The organism is Sporolactobacillus inulinus (assembly GCF_006539285.1).
GTDB lineage: Bacteria > Bacillota > Bacilli > Bacillales > Sporolactobacillaceae > Sporolactobacillus > Sporolactobacillus inulinus.
The window spans coordinates 1-1962 of record NZ_BJMS01000183.1; the positions used below are offsets into that span (position 1 = coordinate 1).

The following is a 1962-nucleotide window of genomic DNA, read 5'->3' on the forward strand; positions in this document are numbered from 1 at the left end:
CTGCTACTAAAAACATATACAAATGTATACATCCTAGAGTTTTACTGCTTCATCCTGTTCTGCCTCGCCAACTACTCACTACTACAGGGTCAAATAACAGTCCACAGTCGTTAATTCCCGTGTAGCCCACGGTACATACTTTAAACTGCTTTTATTATGCTAATTTAAAGTTTTGAGTATCTCTAATGTTAAGAGCAGCATTATAATCTCGATCAGTTGTGCTATCACAGTTGTCACAAGTATAGATTCTATCAGATAGTCTGAGATCAACTTTTTTATGCCCGCAATGATGACATATTTTTGAACTTGGTTCATATCTATCTACAATGTGTAATGGAATACCAAATTCTTTGCATTTGTTTGTTAATCTCACTCTAAAGTCAAAAAATCCTTGTTGAGCAACTGATCGAGCCAAATGTCTATTCTTTATCATTCCTCTAACATTCAAATCTTCAATAGCAATATAAGATGGCTTGGCTCTCACCAACTCATTGACTATTTTCTTATGATGATCAACTCGAATATTAGATAATTTTTGATGGAATTTTTGCACTCTTAACTTTTGCTTCTCTAGGTTGAATTTAGTAGCAGTTTCACCTCTTTTCGTTTTATTTTGTCTTGCCTGAAACGATAAGACCTTTCGTGAAAAAGATCGTTGTTCTCGTTTTAATTTCTTTTCTAGTTTTTTGATTTTTTTAATTCTATTAATACTGGGTTTCATTTCTCCCGTGCTGAATACAGCAAACTCTTTTACACCTAAATCAATACCAATTGGTTCTTTGCTGTTATCTTGTTTTATTGTTTCAGACTGTTCAACAAGAATACTCAGATAATATCTCCCAGCTTTTTCGCTAATTGTCCCGTTTTTAATTACATTCAGCTTATTGTCAGTAGGAAAATAGCCTTTTTCTTTAATACGTATCCATCCCAGAGTAGGGATTTTAATTCTATGGCGTTCACAATCAATAAATTGTTTCGAACCATTTTTGAAAAAATAGAATGAACCCCAATCTTTTTTACGTGACTTATATTTAGGGAAACCGGCTTGATGTTTAAAAAACTTTTTCATGGCTTGATCGGCGTTAATAATTGATTGTTTAACTGATTTAGCGTGAACAGATTTAATCCACATTTCTTTGGTATTTTCTTTTAGATAAGTGTTGTTTAGCCATTTAGAAAACGCATAGGCATTAAGATAGCAGTAACCACATTCATAACGCCAACGATTAATACTCAAAAAAAGATTGTATACATATCGTCCTGTTCCCATTGTTTTACGGATGATGAAAATTTGCTGTTCAGTGGGATTGATTTCCGTTTTGTAAGCCTTGAGCAACTTCATCATCCTCCTTAATTTTTTTCTTATATTTTCTTAACCCATATATTCTACAACTAAATACGTGAATAATACTAATTAAATCTTGAACCAACTCTTCTTGTGGAGACAGCTTTTCATTTTTTACGACAATAATTTTAACACCATTTGATTCTAAAAATTTTTGAAACCAATCATAGCCAAAGCGTATAAATCTATCTTTATGGGCAACGATAACAATCGATATATTACCTAGCATTGCATCTTGAAGTATTTTATTCCATTTTTTACGATTATAGTTCAACCCCGACCCAATGTCTGTAAATATATCGTCAACAATAATTCCTTTCGAATTAGCGTATTGTTTTAAAAATTCAACCTGGTTGGCGAGATCGTCTTTCTGTCCAGCAGAGGAAACTCTTGCATAAATGATAACTTTTCCTTTATTAGACTCTCCAACGTAGTCTACATATTGTTTGTGAGTGTAATATCGTCTATTTTTTGGATTTCGTTTGGCAATTAATTTACCTTCATTGTCCCATCTTTGTAATGTTTTGACTGACACACCCAACATTTCAGCAAAATCTTTTGGCTTATACAATTTTATATAGACAACTCCTTTGTGTCTATATATTATCACTTTTGTA

At 32.6% G+C, this 1962-nt stretch carries 2 protein-coding genes; both read right to left on the reverse strand.

Going from position 1 to position 1962, the window contains the following annotated elements:
• Positions 1-154 precede the first annotated feature (154 nt).
• Positions 155-1336, reverse strand: a complete 1182-nt coding sequence (locus tag SIN01_RS14545) for an RNA-guided endonuclease InsQ/TnpB family protein (RefSeq protein WP_010026129.1) — start codon at positions 1334-1336, stop codon at positions 155-157.
• Positions 1299-1922 carry an IS607 family transposase gene (locus SIN01_RS14550; protein ID WP_141306167.1) on the reverse strand — a complete coding sequence of 208 codons (624 nt, stop codon included), beginning with the start codon at positions 1920-1922 and terminating at the stop codon, positions 1299-1301. Before SIN01_RS14550 ends, SIN01_RS14545 begins: the two co-directional genes overlap by 38 nt.
• Between the last annotated feature and the right edge of the window lie 40 nt (positions 1923-1962).